The 15,783-nt window shown below is 44.0% G+C and carries 14 protein-coding genes; 9 read left to right on the top strand and 5 right to left on the bottom strand.

Annotated features, from left to right (window positions below):
- Nucleotides 1-282 precede the first annotated feature (282 nt).
- The 5 genes from Q0393_RS06160 to Q0393_RS06140 all read left to right on the top strand — a co-directional run bounded on the left by Q0393_RS06160 (nucleotide 283) and on the right by Q0393_RS06140 (nucleotide 4,652).
- Complete coding sequence (locus Q0393_RS06160; protein ID WP_297950968.1) at nucleotides 283-726, top strand: copper resistance protein CopD; 444 nt, start codon at nucleotides 283-285, stop codon at nucleotides 724-726.
- A 605-nt stretch (nucleotides 727-1,331) separates the two neighbouring features.
- On the top strand, nucleotides 1,332-2,141 hold the full coding sequence (locus Q0393_RS06155) for a transporter substrate-binding domain-containing protein (protein ID WP_295150425.1): 810 nt from the start codon (nucleotides 1,332-1,334) through the stop codon (nucleotides 2,139-2,141).
- 19 nt (nucleotides 2,142-2,160) lie between these two features.
- Nucleotides 2,161-2,964, top strand: coding sequence for a transporter substrate-binding domain-containing protein (locus Q0393_RS06150; RefSeq protein WP_298978732.1), 804 nt, complete (start codon nucleotides 2,161-2,163; stop codon nucleotides 2,962-2,964).
- A gap of 65 nt (nucleotides 2,965-3,029) precedes the next feature.
- Nucleotides 3,030-3,833, top strand: coding sequence for a transporter substrate-binding domain-containing protein (locus Q0393_RS06145; RefSeq protein ID WP_298978730.1), 804 nt, complete (start codon nucleotides 3,030-3,032; stop codon nucleotides 3,831-3,833).
- 15 nt (nucleotides 3,834-3,848) lie between these two features.
- Complete coding sequence (locus tag Q0393_RS06140; RefSeq protein WP_298978728.1) at nucleotides 3,849-4,652, top strand: transporter substrate-binding domain-containing protein; 804 nt, start codon at nucleotides 3,849-3,851, stop codon at nucleotides 4,650-4,652.
- Nucleotides 4,653-4,872: 220 nt separating this feature from the next.
- Here the strand turns inward: Q0393_RS06140 and Q0393_RS06135 are convergent, their stop codons facing one another.
- The gene (locus tag Q0393_RS06135) at nucleotides 4,873-5,829 is read right to left on the bottom strand and encodes an AraC family transcriptional regulator (protein ID WP_298978726.1); all 957 of its coding nucleotides are present in this window, start codon (nucleotides 5,827-5,829) and stop codon (nucleotides 4,873-4,875) included.
- Nucleotides 5,830-5,938: 109 nt separating this feature from the next.
- Here Q0393_RS06135 and Q0393_RS06130 point away from each other — a divergent pair, with 109 nt between their 5' ends.
- Complete coding sequence (locus Q0393_RS06130) at nucleotides 5,939-7,909, top strand: TonB-dependent receptor (protein ID WP_367179175.1); 1,971 nt, start codon at nucleotides 5,939-5,941, stop codon at nucleotides 7,907-7,909.
- Nucleotides 7,910-7,958: 49 nt separating this feature from the next.
- A complete protein-coding gene (locus Q0393_RS06125) occupies nucleotides 7,959-9,104 on the top strand; it encodes a PepSY domain-containing protein (RefSeq protein WP_298978722.1) in 1,146 nt (381 codons plus the stop codon).
- Nucleotides 9,105-9,293: 189 nt separating this feature from the next.
- On the opposite strand, the gene Q0393_RS06120 is transcribed toward Q0393_RS06125, so the two are convergent.
- The 4 genes from Q0393_RS06120 to Q0393_RS06105 all read right to left on the bottom strand — a co-directional run bounded on the left by Q0393_RS06120 (nucleotide 9,294) and on the right by Q0393_RS06105 (nucleotide 13,607).
- Nucleotides 9,294-10,226 carry a D-2-hydroxyacid dehydrogenase gene (locus tag Q0393_RS06120; RefSeq protein WP_298978719.1) on the bottom strand — a complete coding sequence of 311 codons (933 nt, stop codon included), beginning with the start codon at nucleotides 10,224-10,226 and terminating at the stop codon, nucleotides 9,294-9,296.
- A gap of 607 nt (nucleotides 10,227-10,833) precedes the next feature.
- The gene (locus Q0393_RS06115; RefSeq protein WP_297900766.1) at nucleotides 10,834-12,018 is read right to left on the bottom strand and encodes a glutathionylspermidine synthase family protein; all 1,185 of its coding nucleotides are present in this window, start codon (nucleotides 12,016-12,018) and stop codon (nucleotides 10,834-10,836) included.
- 366 nt (nucleotides 12,019-12,384) lie between these two features.
- Nucleotides 12,385-12,972, bottom strand: a complete 588-nt coding sequence (locus tag Q0393_RS06110) for a UPF0323 family lipoprotein (RefSeq protein WP_295150449.1) — start codon at nucleotides 12,970-12,972, stop codon at nucleotides 12,385-12,387.
- The gene (locus tag Q0393_RS06105) at nucleotides 12,969-13,607 is read right to left on the bottom strand and encodes a helix-turn-helix domain-containing protein (RefSeq protein WP_298978716.1); all 639 of its coding nucleotides are present in this window, start codon (nucleotides 13,605-13,607) and stop codon (nucleotides 12,969-12,971) included. The genes Q0393_RS06110 and Q0393_RS06105 overlap by 4 nt, the downstream gene beginning before the upstream one ends.
- A 277-nt stretch (nucleotides 13,608-13,884) precedes the next feature.
- Here Q0393_RS06105 and Q0393_RS06100 point away from each other — a divergent pair, with 277 nt between their 5' ends.
- Nucleotides 13,885-14,508 (top strand): TetR/AcrR family transcriptional regulator, encoded by a 624-nt coding sequence (locus Q0393_RS06100; protein WP_298978714.1) that lies wholly within the window; start codon nucleotides 13,885-13,887, stop codon nucleotides 14,506-14,508.
- A 334-nt stretch (nucleotides 14,509-14,842) separates the two neighbouring features.
- Nucleotides 14,843-15,766: an FAD-dependent oxidoreductase gene (locus Q0393_RS06095; RefSeq protein WP_298978713.1), complete on the top strand. Its 924-nt coding sequence runs from the start codon at nucleotides 14,843-14,845 to the stop codon at nucleotides 15,764-15,766.
- Nucleotides 15,767-15,783: the final 17 nt, after the last annotated feature.

Below are 15,783 nucleotides of genomic sequence, written 5' to 3'. Positions count from 1 at the left end.
AGAATTTTAGAATTTTAGAATTTTAGAATTTTAGAATTTTAGAATTTTAGAATTTCGCCCGCGCGGCGCTGCTCGTAAATTTTGTAAATTTACGAATGCGACCATTTTTAAATTTAGCTGCGCGGCTTTACTTTTAAATTTACCCGCGCGATTTTGCCAAATTTATTTGCGTCGCTCGCAAGATCGGCTTAAATTTAACCGCTCGCGGCGCGTTGATGAAAATCATTGCTAAAATTTGAAATTTCGCATAAAATTGGCGAAATTTCATAACAAGGAGCGGTGGTGGAGCAAATTTATCCTTACGTGCAGATCGTCCATCTCATCTGCGCAATTATCTTTTTAGGCTATATATTTTTCGACGTCGTGATTTTTTCGCGGCTCAAAGGCGCGCTGGGCGCGGATTTTGAGCGCGTTAAAAAAGCGATCGGCTCGCGCGCGATTAAGATCATGCCGGTTTGCCTTTTTACGCTAATAATCACCGGCGGAATGATGATGAGCCGTTGGGTCGGAAGCGCTAATGGCGGATATTTCGGTACGCCGCTTCAAAAAATCTTTATGCTAAAAGTCACGCTCGCGCTCATCATCGCCGTGTGCGTAGCGATAAATTTAAGTTGCCGCGCGATGGGAAGGCCTGCGCCTGAGTTTTTGCGAGTAAATATCCACAAGATCGCTTTTGTATTCGGCTTCATCATCGTGCTTTGCGCCAAGCTGATGTTTGTAGTATAATTTATGGCGCAAAATTTAGCGCTGGCAGCGTGACTTTTATTGCGAAATTCTGCAGCGTGACAAAGATTTAATTTCGCTTGCTTTTAAAATACGATGCTTGCTAAAAATTTTAAAATTCCGTTTTGCTGGGCGGGAGTAGAAATTTAAGAATTTTAAATTCCACTATGTTTGCACTAAAGCGCGAAATTTTAAAATTTCACTCCTTTCTTGTGCTGTTTTGTCAAACGCAATCTGCAAAATTTAATCTCATAAAATTTTAAAATTTCATCGCAAGCTTTAAAACGCTCATAAAATTTCTCACCCAATTCTGCAGCTTTAAAATTTTGTAAAATTCTGTGGCTTTAAAATTTTGTAAAATTTTAAATTATATCGCTAGGATGCGGATGAGAATTCTAAAAAACTCGCGCAAAATCGAAGCAAACAATGAAAAAGCGAATTTATTTGACGACTTTACTTACTATTTAATAATCATTAAAGATATAAAAAGCTAAAATTGCTTTTCGCCCGCGGGCGAATTTAATGTCTGCTTGCCATTCGCGCGGGATTTTGAGGTTTTCCGTAGCCGTGGCAATGGTTTTGAAATTATTTATGAGAAAGGAAAAAGGATGAAGAAATTTCTCTTAAGTCTGCTTGTCGCAGCTTTGGCCAGTAGTGCGCTTTGCGCCAGATCGCTTTCCGAGATCAAAAGTAGCGGAGTGCTTAGAATAGGCGTTTATGACGCACAGCCGCCGTTTAGCAAGATAGAAGACGGCGTGCATCAAGGCTTTGAGGTCGATATGGCAAATGCCATCGCTAAAGATATGCTTCCATCGGGCGGGAAGGTAGAGTTTACCTCCGTGCTTGCAAATCAGCGTATAAAATTCCTACAGGAAGATAAGGTCGACGCGGTTATCGCAACTCTTACTGTAACTCCGGAGCGCGAGAAGCAGATCGATTTTACGACCCCGTATTTTAGCGTCAATATAGGCATTTTAACCCGCGTCGAAGATAAGATTAAATCTTTAAATGAATTACAAGATAAAACTATTTTAGTTCTTAGCGGCGGTACCGCAGAAACATACTTTGAAAAACAAGGCTATAATATCGCCAGATGCGATAACGCAAACGCCTGCTATAAGGCGCTAAAAGCCGGACAGGGCGACGGGTATGCCGACGATAACCTAGTCGTGCTGGCTTATCCGGTATTAGATAAAAAGGTTGAAGTAAATATCAAAAATTTAGGCACTTCGGATTTCTTAGCCATCGGCGTGAAAAAGGGCAATTCGGAGCTTTTGGATTTTCTAAACGGCGAGCTAATCAAGCTAAGCAAAGAGGGCTTTTTCAAAAATTCGTTCGATAATTTCATCGAGCCTTACTACAAAGGAACTGCAGAGAAAAAGTATTTCTTGCTAGACGATCTTTATAGCTTGCTGTAATTTTAAAAAGGGGGACACTATGAAAAAGATAATCCTAGCATTGGTGCTGGCTGTGTGCTCGCTTCTTAGCAACACTTTGACTCAAATCAAAGAAAAAGGGGTTATTCGCATCGGTATAGATGGCTCGTCTCCGCCGTTTAGTGTCGCTAAAGCCGGCGAATATAGCGGGTTTGAGATACTCTTAATCGAAGGGCTTGTTAAAGAAATTTTCGGTGATAAAGGCAGCAAGATACAATATGTCGTAACGGTAGGCGATGATCGTATAAAAGCGGTACAGGATAACAGAGTCGATTTAGATATCGCGCTAATCTCGGTTACAAAAGAGCGCGAGAAGCTGGTAGATTTCTCCGATCCATACTTTAGCGTAAATATCGGCGTGCTAACTCGTAGCGACGATAATATCAGAAAGGTCTCCGATCTAAACGGAAAGACTATACTGGCGCAGCCCGGCACTACTGTGTTTGATTACTTTACGAAACAGGGCTATAACGTAGTACCGTGTGCGAGCGCGAATGAATGCTTTAATGACCTAAAATCGGGCAAGGGCGACGGATACGGCGATGATAATCTACTTGTATTTGCTTATGCCGTAGTCGATTACAAGGTTGAGGTAAATATCAAGAATTTAGGCTCGACGGACTTCCTGGCCATCGCAGTGCAAAAGGGCAATACAGAGCTGCTTAACGCGGTAAATGCGGGACTAATTGAGCTAAGTAAAAAGGGTTTTTTTACAAAAATTTTTGATGAGAGTATTGAGCCTTTTTATAAAGGCACCATTGATAAAAAGTATTTCTTGCTGGACGATCTTTACAGCTTGTTTTAATTTAAAGTGGCGATGGATGGAATTCTATTCGCTGGCAAAATTTTAGTAAAATTTAAAGGAATTTTATGAAAAAGATTATATTTGCGTTGCTAATCGCTTCGTGTTCGTTATTTGCTAACTCTTTAGCGCAGATCAAAGAAAAAGGGCTCATTCGTATCGGAATAGATGGCTCACTGCCGCCGCTTAGCGTCTCCGAGGACGGCAAATACAGCGGTTTTGAAATTTCGCTTATCGAAGAGCTCGTGAAAGAAATTTTCGGCGATAAGGGCGGCAAAATCGAATATGTCGTAACTCTAGGCAACGACCGTATCACAGCCGTGCAAGATAACAAGGTCGATTTGGATATCGCGGCGATTACGGTTACGAAAGAGCGCGAGAAACTAGTGGATTTTTCAAATCCATACTTTAGCGTAAATATCGGCGTGCTAACTCGCACCGATGATAATATAAAAACCGTAGACGATTTACAAGACAAAGAAATTTTAGCAGAGCCTGGCACTACGGCGTTTGATTATTTTAACAAGGAAGGATTTAAGGTTATCTCATGCGCTAGTTCTAGTGAATGTTTCCGAGCGCTAAAATCCGGTCGCGGCAGTGGCTATGCAGACGATAATATGGTAGTTTTGGGCTATTCGGTGGTAGATCGCAAGGTAGAGGTAAATATCAAGAATTTAGGCACATCGGACTTTTTAGCTATCGCGGTGCAAAAAGGCAACGATGACTTGCTAAACGCCTTAAATGACGGGCTTGTCAAGCTCAGCAAAAACGGCTTTTTCAAGAAAATTTTTAACGACAGCATCGATCCTTTTTACAAGGGCAAGGCTGAGAAAAAATATTTCTTGTTAGACGATCTTTATAAAATGTTTTAATTAAAAGGACGAAATATGAAAAAAATTCTACTAAGTATTTTGCTGAGTGCTGGCGCGCTTTGCGCTAACTCATTAGCAGATATCAAGCAAGCGGGCGAAATTCGCATAGGCTTGCAAGATTCCCAGCCTCCGTTTAGCTTCGATGATAACGGCACGCTAAAGGGCTTTGAGGTTGATTTGGCAAATGAGTTAGTTAAAAATCTATTTGGCAATAAAAAGATCAAAATCGACTTTATCGCCGTAGCATCTAAAGATCGCGTTCCCTCACTGGAGCAAAATAAAGTAGATCTCATCATATCCAAACTCACCGTCACAAAAGACCGCGTTCAGAAAGTCGATTTTTCTTATCCGTATTATTCAGTGCAGATCGGCGTGCTAAGCCGTAAGGATGATAATATTTCAAGAATCGATCAGATCGCGCATAAAAAAATTCTAAGCGTTAAAGGCACAACTGCCGAGGAGCACTTCAAAAACGCGGGCTATGAGATTGCGACATGTGCCGATGCGAATGAATGCGTCGCTAGACTAAAGGCTGGCGAGGGTATAGGCTTTGCCGACGATAATACGGTCGTACTCGGATACGCTAGAAACGACGCCGCACTTGATGCAAAAATCATCAACCTTGGTAAGGTAGATTATATCGCCGTCGCCCTATCTAAGGGCAATACCGAGCTGCTTGATGCGGTCAATAGCAGCCTGGTAAAAATGTATAAAGCGAAATTTTTCCATAAGGCTTTTGACGAGGATATCAAGCCATACTACGGCGGTAAGATCGATAAAAAGCACTTCACGCTCGATGAGGTTTATAGCCTGTTTTAAATTTAGACGTATTTAAAATTTTAGGCGTCCTTTGACGTCCAAACATACGCGCAGCTGCGATATTTGATCGCAGCTCGCTTTTGCTGCCAAGGCTTCGGCGGCATTTATAATTTAAATTCCGTATTTTTACGGGTTTGGTTGCGATATAAAATTTTATGAGATTTTGATATGCAGTTGCGAAAGAGTATGGCTTCTAAAAGATAGTCGGTCGTGCGAAATTCTAATCCGAGTAGTAAAATTTTATATTCTTTTTCAGTTGCATCGGCAATATATTAAATTTAGCTCTAAAAATTTTAGAAAAATGCGATAAATTATTGTATCCGACCATTTTGGCGGCTTCGTTTACGCTGATTTGATCTAGACTTAATAGCTCTTTTGCAATCTCAAGCCGCTCATTTGTCAGCATCGCATAAACGCTCGTGCCGAAATATGCTTTAAAATCCCTTTTTAGTGCAAATTCGTTCGTGGCGCAAAGATGAGCGAGCTCTTTAATGCTAGGTGGATTTTGCATATTTTCGAGTAATATTTTCTTCGCTTTTTGGACTGTTTTTATGCGATTTTCATCAAGGCTAAGTGCATTTTCGGGCTCATTAAATTTATGAAAACTTCTATAAAGCATCTCTAAAATTTTACTTTCCATAAAAATTTCGCGTATTTTGCCGTCGTATATCGCGGCATCTTCGAGCTCTTTGAGAATAATATTTTGCACGGCGCTTGTTTTAAATTTCTTCATGCAAACGGCTTGATCTAAATTCAAATTTTTTAAAATTCCCAGCTCATTTGCAAAAGCGGTGCTAAGCGCTATGCATGAGCTTTTATAGTGTTTATTTTCAAGCTCGTGAACGCCACGCAATTTGCTTTGCATAGTTCCGAGCCAAAACTCATCTTTATTCAAAACGAATTGATCTTTATCCGATCTGAAGCAGATGGGATTTTCGCCCGTATTGAAAAATAAAAATGAATAGCGGCTGCCCCGTTCGTGGCGATGCAAAAGAAAATCTCTGCAAATTATATCGCTGCTATAATATCCTATCTCTCCGCCCGTATAAAAAGAGCTAAAGTCGAATTTTATACTTTCGCTTTCAAGCTCGGTTTTGTTATACCCACATTGCTTGGACGGCTCAATGTCGTTAGATATTTTTTGTAAAAAATCATCTAAACTTATCTCTTTATTCATCTTATCCCTTTAGCGTTTAAAAAAATCCCTCTACCGTTTAGTATTTCTTGATAATGCATATCTTATTATAGTAAAATGAGTTTAAATTTTAATAAGAAAAGGGGCGTTTGTGCGCGCAATATATAAATTATCGCTGATTGCTGCTATAGCGACAGCCGGAATATCGGGCGAGATAGAAAAACAGGACAAAAGCGTAAATTTGGGTGAAATTACCGTAGTCAGTGCTACGGGCTATCGGCAAAATATCCAAGACGCACCCGCTTCTATCTCCGTTCTTACGCAAAAAGAGATACAAAAGCGTAACTATCAAGATATCTCCGCAATGGTAGAGGATTTGCCGAGTGCCTTTACCGCAACGCTAGGCGCTGCATCGAGAAAAGGCATAAGCCTAAGAGGTCTATCTCAAAAATATACGAAAATTTTAATCGACGGCAAGCCTGCGACTAGCGATAGCGCTTATAAAGGATTAAGAAGTATTGGCAGTAGCCAGAATTTATTGCCTCCCGCAAATGCGATAGAGCGCATAGAGGTCATCCGTGGGCCTATGAGCTCGCTTTACGGCAGCGACGCTATGGGCGGAGTAATAAATATCATCACCAAGGGCTTTTCAAATGAGCTTAGCGGCAATGTAAACGGATACTATACTTTCGCTAAAAAATCACAAATAAAAGGTGATTATCAAACAGGCTTTTATCTAAACGGAGCTATCGTTCCAGACGTGCTAGGTATTGCACTTTACGGCAGATTTTTTGAAAAGATAGAGGATAAAGAGCCTTATGCGAATAGAAATAATGAAGAGACGAATATGGGCGCAAAACTGATGTATAATGTAACGCAAAATGATGAGGTAGCGCTTGATTATCGTAAAGTAAATAATAAATTTAGGCGTACATACGGGCGTACGCGAACAACCTCTGGAGGCAATAACGATATTGCGAAAGAGGATATGAAAGGCTACACTGCAAGCCTGTCTCACCAGGGAAAATACGATAAGTTTATGATAGATAGCTATGCAAACTATGATAGCATGAAAGAAAGCGGCGCCCAGGATCTGCATCTTAGAACGACTACGCTAAATTCTAAAGGCTCATATTTTTTCGATTCAAATGCTTTGAGTTTGGGCGTGCAATACCGAAGCGAGAGATTAAACGAAGCCGCTACTACCGCAGATGAGGCAAATGTCAAAAGATGGGATTATTCGATCTACGGCGAGGATGATTTTTATCTAACTGACGATTTAACGCTAACCGGCGGAATCAGATATAACCGAGATAAAGACTACGGCGGCCATATATCGCCGCGCGCTTATGCCGTTTACCGTTTAAACGAAAGCTTTTCTATTAAAGGCGGCGTTTCGACAGGATATTCAACTCCGGATATTAAGCAGCGTAGTGAGGGCCTTGCCCTGCCATTTGCAGGAGGCCAGGGAGCGCAGATCGGTAGAAGCTCTCTAAAGCCTGAAAGCAGCATAAGCTACGAAGGCGGGTTTTCTTACGACGATAATAATAAATTTAACTTTAGCGCTACCGCGTTTTATACCAAAATCAAAGATGGAATTTCTACCAAATTAATTTGCCGCCCAAGACCGGGAAATCCTTGCGTGCATAACGGCAAAACTTACAGACGCGGAATTTGGGACACTATAAATATCGGGGAAGCCGAGGTTAGGGGTCTAGAGCTAAGTAGCGATTATCAAATTTTAGATAATTTGAAGCTGCATGCAAACTACGCCTATACGAAATCCGAGCAAAAAACGGGTAGCGAGAAGGGCAAAACCTTAAATAATTTTCCAATCCATTCGGTAAAGCTAGGATTTGATTACGACATAAGCTCCAAGCTAAACTTATGGTCGCAAATAAATTATTATAGTAGGACGCGCGATAGCCTAAGCTACGATGAGGATATCCGCTCATACACGCTTTTTGATCTGGGCGCGAGCTATAAGCTCACAAAAGACGCAAGTTTAAATTTTACGCTTTATAACATATTCAACGAATTCGTACTAACGCGCTCGGGAAATTACCAAATGATGGTCGTAGACGGGATGAAGGCGCAGGTTGGATTTAACGTGAACTTTTAAATTCGCGGCGCATAAATTTCGTCCGCGGATTTAAAATTTAAGGAAATTAATGGCGATTCTAAAAAGGAAAAAATTTTGGTTCAACGTCCACCTTGTTTTGACGCTTATGTGTTGCGTGCCAATCTTAATCGTAGCCCTTAGCGGCGCTATTATCTCGTATCATGATGAGATTATAGATGCGTTAAATCAAAGCAAATCTTTCGTGAGCCCGAGCGAAAAAGACGCTCTTAAGCCCGCCAAAATTTTAAATATTTTCAGAAAAGCCAAGCCTGGTTTTACGCTTAGTTATTATAGAATTCCTCAAAACAAAAACGAAGCGATTAGGCTTTCCGGTACAGATTCTGGCGGTGAGTTTAAATCATATTTTATAGATCCTTATAGCGGTGAAATTACTTCGGAAAACATAGGCGATACGTTTATCGGCGTAGCGCTAAATCTACATACTAATCTAGGTTTTGGGTTAAGTAAAAACGAAACTCTGCGGCTAATAGGCAAAAATATCGTGGCGCTTAGCACGGTTATGTTTATTTTAGTCTTAATTTCAGGCGTGGTGATCTATTATCCTAGTTTTAGAGGGAAAATTTTACGCGCATTTAGGATAAATTTTAAAGCGAGAGGTTACACGTTTTTCTATAGCTTGCACGGCGCGATCGGAGTTTTGCTGCTACCTGTTTTGCTTACGATAAGCGCTAGCGGGCTTTATTGGTCGTATGATTGGATAGCCAAAATCACCAACAGAGCGCTAGGGGAAAAGGAAATTTTTAGAAAAACGAGTTTTACCGAAGTGCGAGGATTTTCGCTTGAGGATGAAGATAAAATTTTAAATTTGCAGACGGCATTTGATATTTTTAAGCGTGAACGCGGTGAAAACTACGAATTCTTCAATATTATCGCCCAAAAAGATGGAGAAAATTTTATGATCTTTTATTTCGATAAAGGCGAAAAGAGCGAAGAGCATATGAATACGATGAGCGTAAACGTTAAAAAGGGCATCTTGCGGCATGCTCGCTATGATGATGCGAAAAGCACCATGCCGCGCCCGTTTGCTATACATAAAGCCGTTTTGAGCGTGCATTCGGGCTATATCTTCGGAGAAGCGGGTAAGTTCTTGTTTTGCGTAGCGGCGATTTCAGTGTTATTTTTTATAGTTACGGGATTTTGGATGAGCATAAAAAGAATTTATAAGAAAAGATAAATCTACGAATTCAAAGCGGAGAGATAGCTTATCCGTGGCGTAAATTTAAAATTTTATCCGAAGCAGTATCGCTTCTTTTCAGTTAATAAAATTTTATATACAGCGCTTTGAAATACTATGTGCAGAGTCTTTGTGGGCCTTGTGCCGCATCCTGATTTTGTTAAATTTGCTCCGGCGTTTCAACCGCGCTCATTTGCCGTTCATAAAATCCCTAATATTCTGTACGATCATCTTTATCAGCCGTTTGCGAGCCTCGACGCTCGCCCATGCGATGTGAGGCGTGATGACGACGTTGCGGCGATTTTTCACGCGCAGCAGCGGATGATCCGCTCTCATCGGCTCTGTTTGCAGCACGTCAAGTGCCGTGCGCAGGCCTCGTTCGTCCACGGCGCGAGCCAGCGCCTCCTCATCTACGATGCCGCCGCGGCCGAAATTCATCAAGATCGCCCCCTCTTTCATCTTCGCAAGCTCCGCCTCGCCGATCAATCCCGCCGTTTTTTCATTTAGCGGGGCGTGGATCGAGACGATGTCGCAGGCTCTCAAAAGCGCGTCCAGGCTCACTCTGGCAAACTCGCCGTTGTCGTTCGCGCCGCTAGTGGAGTAGTATCTCACGTTTGCGCCGAACGCGGCGGCGATGCGGGCGAGCTTTACGCCGATCTGTCCAAGCCCGATGACGCCGAACTCCTTGCCATAAATTTCGCTGATGGGCGCGTCAATGTGAGTAAAAATTTCACTCTCGCACCATTTGCCGCTGCTGCCGTAATCCGCGTAGTATCCGAGCGCGTTGGTTAGCGCAAACAGCGACGCGAAGGTCTGCTGCACGACGCTGTTCGTCGAATAGCCCGCCACATTTTTCACCGCGATGCCGCGAGTTTGCGCGGTCTGCATGTCGATGTTATTCGTGCCCGTGGCACTTACGCAGATCAGCTTAAGCGCGGTTTGCGCCATGATCTCATCCGTGATTAAGACTTTGTTGGTTATGACGACATCGGCGCCGGCTAGGCGCTGCGCGGTTTGCGCGGGCCCTGTCATCTCGTAGCTTTCAAACTCGCCCAAGCTCGCGATTTCGCTAAGATCGGCATCGCCTCCCAGCGTCGCGGCATCCAAACATACGATTTTCATATTTTCCCCTTTGCGTTTTAAAATTTTAAGTCGTAGCAGCGCGGTTAAATTTAGCCGCTAAATTCCGCCACGCGATTCGGAGCGCAGCGCTTAAACGGCAAAAATTTTAGCTATTGCGTAAATTTGCTCTAGCGAAATTTTACTATTGCAAAATTTACTCTCGCAAAATTTAACTATCGTGAATTCTGCCCTCGCGAAATTTAACGCTCGCAGCGCGCGGGGCGTTAAATTTTAAAATTCTAATTTCGCGCCGAAGCAGGCGTTAAATTTTACCGCCACTGAAACCTGTGTCTAAATTTGAAATTCTAATTTACGCCGAAGCGAGAGATAAATTTCACCTCTACCGCTCGCGTATAAATTTTAAAATTTAGCTCGCACAAATCTTGCTCCGCACGGAATTTCAACTTACGCAAATTTAACTTGCGCAAAATTTATCCGCGCAGAATTTTGGTCGCGCCGCTACGTTAAATTTTACCGTAGTCTCTTAGCGTTAAATTTCGCCGCCGCCCGGCGATAAAATTTACCGCCGCGATAGCCTTGCCGCCAAAGCTACTGCCAAAATACTCCGCTCTAAAATTTCTCAAATTTTATAAAATTTGCCGCGCCGCTACTTCGCATCCTCGATGTAGTGCCCTACAAATTTTGAGAGATTATTGAGTATCTCGCCGCCCTTGCGGAAGCCCAGCGCGCAGCCTTCATAGGCGAAAAACACCCCCGCTTGGTAGCTCTGGGCGCGCTCGTCTTTGTTTAGCTCGTAAAATTCCTGATATAAAAATTTCTGATTTTCGTATTCGCCGCCGTTTTCCTCTATTTTTTTGCCGTCGGCGTCGAAAATCGCTACGTTCGCCCCCTCGCGCGCCAAAAACGGCTTTTTGATCATCTTTTTGCCGATGATCGGCGAAAAGGAGCTTTGCAGCAGCAGCGGGTGGTTCGGATAGAGATCCCACAGGATTTTCATAATCCCTTTGCTTTGGAAAAGCAGCGTGTATGCGGGGTTTAGAATGATCGCCTTTTGATTTTGCACGATGTTTTTTAAGATGAGCGCAAGCTCGCCCTCCTCGATCGCGATCGCCTCCCAAGGGATCAGCTTGAACCAATACTCGTAGTTTTCGCCGTCAAAAAACACGCCCTCTTCGTCGTTAAATTCCACCTCGTCCACGTAGGCAAAGCGCGTCTTAAAGCCCGCATCCTCCGCAGTTTGCTGCAAAAGCTTCGTCGTCTTTTCGTCCTCGACATTGCCCGCGACGCTGCTAAATAAAATTTTCCACCCCTCATAAAATTTAGAAAAGTCCTCCAGCTCGCCGTCAAGCACCACGAGCCGCTTGAAATTATCGCGCAGCGCGTCGTAGAGGTCGTTGAACTGGCTCGCCTCGTCCATGCCGTTTTCTTTGAGCATCGCCCACTGGATGATCGCCGTCTCAAACACCGCCGTGGGCGTGTCGGCATTAAATTCTATCAGCTTGATAGGCTTGCCGTCCAGCCCGCCCGCGAAATCGAAGCGCCCGTATAGGTGCCAGTGCACCTCGTTTTCCCAGCTTTGTTTGATCAAATCTACGAGGTTGAAGGGGATGCCGAGCTCGTGGAAAAGATTGTTGTCGATGACGTGCTGCGCGGCTGCGACAAACATCTCGTATAGCTCGTTCGCCGCTTCGTAATACGCATCCGCTTCCGCAGCGCTCACGCGCACAATCTCGTCGCTGACGTAAGGGGTTTCGTCGGCGTCCGTGTGCCAGTAAAAGCCGAGCTTTTCGAGATATTCGTTGCTTAACGGCGTTATCTTTTTTAGTTGCATTTTTGTCCTTTTTTAAAATTTTAACTCATTTGCGCCGCGATCTTTGCGGCCTTTGCTAGTTTTGATACGCATATGATTTCGCGTAAATTTAAAGCGTGCAAGACGCAAGGCAAAATTTAATTAGCATAGATCATATGCAGCGATCGTGCGTAAATTTAAGCCGCACGAAAAGATGCTCGCGGCTAAATTAAACGGCATGCAGACGCTGTGGACCGGGCGCGGCAGAAGCGATGAAATTTAGCCGAGCTTCATCGCACATTTTTGAAAAATCTGCGTCAAATCAATGCTAAATTCGCGCAAATTTTAAAATTCTACGCTCTAAATTTAAACTCGCCACGCAAAGCCGCCGTATGTTTCAAAGCGTGCTTAGCCGCCGAAAAATCCGCCGCTCTTGCCGCTCTTGCTTCCGCCGAAAAAACCGCTTCTGCCGCTTCGCGCCTTATCGTTTTGCTGCTTTGCTTGATTGAAGCTATCGACGCTTCTGGAGTAGGCGCTTGGGCTTTTATAGGCGGTTTGGCGCTGGCTTTGATAGGCAGGGTTGTTAAACAGCTTGCCGCCGATCCATGAGCCGATGATGGCGCCTGCAGCGCTTGCCAAGATCGCTTCGCCCAGGCTCATGCCGCCGCTGCTAAGCTGCGCGTTTTGGTTCGTTAAATTTGAAGTGCCGGCGTCGATTTTGGCGTTTTCTTCGGCTAAAAGGGCCTTGGTTTCCTCATCGCTTAAAATTCTCTCCGTGCCGTCGAGCGATCTTAAGATGATCTGGGTTTTTTCGCTCGGAAATTCCTCTAAAATTTTATATTTTCCCGGCGCGACCTCTTCAAGCCGCACGAGCGCGCCTTCTTGCAGACGGACGTTTTGCTCCTGCCCCCTATCGTCGCAGCCTGCTAACGAGCCCGCCATAACGAGCCCGAAGCCGCTTACCAGCGCATAGCTAGCGATTTTGCGTAGTTTCATTTTTTTCCTTTCAATGATTTTATATCTAGGCTTTGATTTATCAAAAGTTCATTTCCCTCGACGCGGATAAACTCGCTCTTGCCGATATTTTCGATGATTAGGCTTTGCGCTTTTGGGCGCTTTTTGCGCTTAAGCGATCTGATAAATTTAGCCAGACTCGTCCACTCCCGCTCGTCGTAGGCTTTCTCTTTTACTTCGACATCGTAGGGTTTGGCTTCGCGGCTTTTACTCGAAAGCAGCGGTTTGTCGAAAAACGACAAAAAATACCTGAGCTTCTCGTCGCGCTCTTTATACATCAGCTTGATTTCATCTTTCGAGGCGATTAAAATTTCCTCTTTTTCTTTGTGAAGTCTGTCCTTATCGCTTTGCAGTGCTTCGATTTTACCTTTTAGCTCGGAGATTTCTTTGATGAGATAGTCGATGAAGCTTTGAGTGCCAGCTGCGCCGCTGGTGCGCGGGCTTTTCGCAGAGTTTTGCGAAGCGGGCTCGCTTTGTTGCATTTCATCATCTAAAAGCACGTAGCGTACGCCGCCGCTTTCCTCGGCGCGCAAGGAATTTCTACGGATGCGGTTGTAGACGGCTTCTTTTGAAATTCCTAAAATTTCGGCTGCTTCGCCGATCGAGACTTTTTTCATACAAAGATGCCTTTTAGCGTTTTAGGTAATTATTGCTAAATTTGCCTAAAATAGGCATTAAACGCTTCGTTTACAAAGATAGATTCCGCTTTACCGCAGCCGGCGCGCAATAAATTCCGCTCACTTGCGCCCGCTAGATATAAAATTTCGCTTCGCTTGTAAAGCCGCGCAAAATTATTTTTTGCTGAGCTTTTAGAATTTTAGCCTAATAATGTTGCTTAATTAAGTATATTTTTTATACACTTACAAAAAATTTTAGTATTTCAAAGGAGGCGAAATGCCCGAATCGCCTAAATATAAAAAATCTGAAATTCGCTGTAAGCTCATTTTAGACGCGGCGCTGGAGCTGTTTTTAGCCAAAGGTTACGAGGCTACGAGCTTAAGCGATATCATCGAGCTTAGCGGCGGCTCGCTATCGTCGGTTTATAAGTATTTTGATAACAAAGAAAGCCTATTTTTGCGCATCATCGAACTGCAAAGCAAAAAGCTCGATGAGCGCATGAACGAGCGCATGCGAATTAATAAAGACCTAAAATTGCGTGAGTATCTGCAGGAGTTTGCAGGGATTTATCTGGAGTTTCTTTTCGCTCCGGAGGCTATAAAATTCTACCGACTGATACTTTTCAGCGGCTTTAACGGTGCGCTTAGCGAGAGCCCAAAAATCTTTTTAAAAAGCGGCGTGCTAGGTTCGCCAAATGCGCTGGATGAGTATTTGGCGGCGCATGCGAACGAGTTTGCGCCCGGGCGCACGGCAAAAAGCCTAGCGCTATATTTTTGCTTTTTGCTTAGAAAGCCGCATTTTAGCAGGCTGCTGTTTTTCGACGAAAAGCTAAATTTCAAAGCGAGCGAGCTAATCAAGGACCGCATCGATATGTTTTTGCTAGGCGTAAAAAAGCGCTAGTGGCGGAATTTTACGGCGTAAATTCCGCGCTTTTTGCACCTTTAAATTTTATGAGCGGTTTGGGGCTTAGAATTTTGTAGCTTGGATTCTATCTGTTACCAAGCGCTATAAAACGCCGCATATCCCGCGCTTAGAATTGCAATTCTATCGGCGCAGAATTTTTAAAACGATTAGAGCCAAAATTTTATTTTCCGTATTAAATTCCGTGCCGAAGTTAGAATTTCGTCGCGAAATTTCGCGCCTCTTGTCTGCGCCTTTAAATTTGCGCCGCTCAGATTTTAAATTTAATAAAACCTCTTATAATCGCGAAAATTTCAGATCAAAAGGATAAAAAATGGATTATGATATCATCGTAATAGGCTTTGGCAAAGCAGGCAAAACCCTTGCCGCAAAATCCGCCGCGCTCGGTAAAAAGGTCGCTCTCATCGAGCGCTCACCGCAGATGTACGGCGGCACCTGCATAAACGTAGGCTGCATCCCGACCAAGCGGCTAATTACTGCAAGCAAGGAAGCGGGCTTCGTAAATTTCAGCGTGCTCGGAGAGTATTTCGTGCTGAGCATGCAGAAAAAGGACGAGCTCGTAGAGGCGCTGAGGGCGAAAAATTTAGCCATGCTAAAAGGTAACCCGAATATAGACGTAATCGACGGCGAGGGCTCATTTACGAGCGCAAATTCCGTGCGCGTGCTAAGTCCTGACGGACAAACGCGTGAAATTTCAGCAGGAACGATCGTCGTAAATACGGGCTCGAGGGAGGTCGAGCCTAGCTTTGAGGTAAGCTCGCAGATCGCTTATAGTAGCGAAGAAATTTTAAATTTAAAGATCCTACCGAAGCATCTAGTAATCGTCGGCGGCGGATTTATCGGGCTTGAGTTTGCCTCGATGTTTGCGGGATTTGGCTCGAAAGTTAGCGTGCTGATGCGATCGAAATTTATGAAAAACGAAGATGAGGACGTGGCTGCCAGCGTCAAATCCGCTCTGCAGGCCCAAGGCGTGGAGATTATCGAGGGCTGCGAGTTTTTGAGTTTAAAGGGCGGCGAGCTGAAATTTAACCTCGCGGGCGAGAGCAAGGCAGTCGCGGCGGACGCGTTTTTATACGCCCTTGGGCGTCGCGCGAATACGAATGATCTAAATTTAGCCGCTGCGGGAGTGCAGACGGACGTATACGGCAATATCATCACGAATGAGCATCTGCAAAGCTCGACTGCTGGCATCTACGCAGCAGGCGACGTGCGCGGCGGCGAGATGTTTAACCAATAATAAAATACCGAGAATGG

The organism is uncultured Campylobacter sp. (genome assembly GCF_938015785.1).
GTDB lineage: Bacteria > Campylobacterota > Campylobacteria > Campylobacterales > Campylobacteraceae > Campylobacter_B.
Note: the sequence above shows the minus strand (reverse complement) of the source record. Positions and strands in the feature narration are given on the sequence as shown.